Origin of the sequence: Brachyspira sp. SAP_772 (genome assembly GCF_009755885.1) — a bacterium.
In the GTDB taxonomy this organism is placed as follows: domain Bacteria; phylum Spirochaetota; class Brachyspiria; order Brachyspirales; family Brachyspiraceae; genus Brachyspira.
This window is the reverse complement of record NZ_VYIX01000285.1, coordinates 1-595: the sequence shown is the minus strand read 5'-3', so window position 1 is coordinate 595 and position 595 is coordinate 1. Positions and strand designations below refer to the sequence as shown.

General features: G+C 23.9%; 1 protein-coding gene. It reads right to left on the bottom strand.

Annotated elements, in window-relative coordinates:
- Positions 1-272: 272 nt before the first annotated feature.
- Positions 273-595: cation transporter dimerization domain-containing protein (locus tag GQX97_RS14055; RefSeq protein WP_304488844.1), on the bottom strand; the 323-nt coding region annotated here is incomplete at its 5' end.

Below are 595 nucleotides of genomic sequence, written 5' to 3'. Positions count from 1 at the left end.
GATCTTTTACCTAATTCTATGCCAAAAAATGAGCTTGTTGACATTATTATGCTCCTTAAAAAATAGTTTACTGCTAATACTTTACTTATCGTAAGTTTTTAATTTTTAATTAGTTTTTTTTATCATTATTGTAGCTTAAGGTAACATAATAACTATATATTATGTTAAATAGATATGCTTAAAATGTTTCAAATATGATATTTAGCGATTTATAAATGCTGTTTCTTATAAAATATAATAAAAAACAAAAATAAAATTATATTTGAATATATTTAATTCTTATAGCATTCTATATGTATGGTAGATTCCATATTCATTTTATCTCTTATAGATTTCTCTAAAACGCTTACTTTATCATGAGCCTCTTCTACTGTCATATCTTTTGGAAAACGCATATGGAATGTTATTTCTGTATGGTCTCCGTATGTATGTATATGAAAATGATGAAGATTTGAATTATCATTATTTATATTAAGTTCATTAGCAATGCTGTTAATATCTTTAATAATATCTTCTGAAGGGTATTCTCCTATTAAAGGCTCTATGCTTGATTTTATAACATCGAAAGCAGCATAAAAAATTACAAGTGAAACTA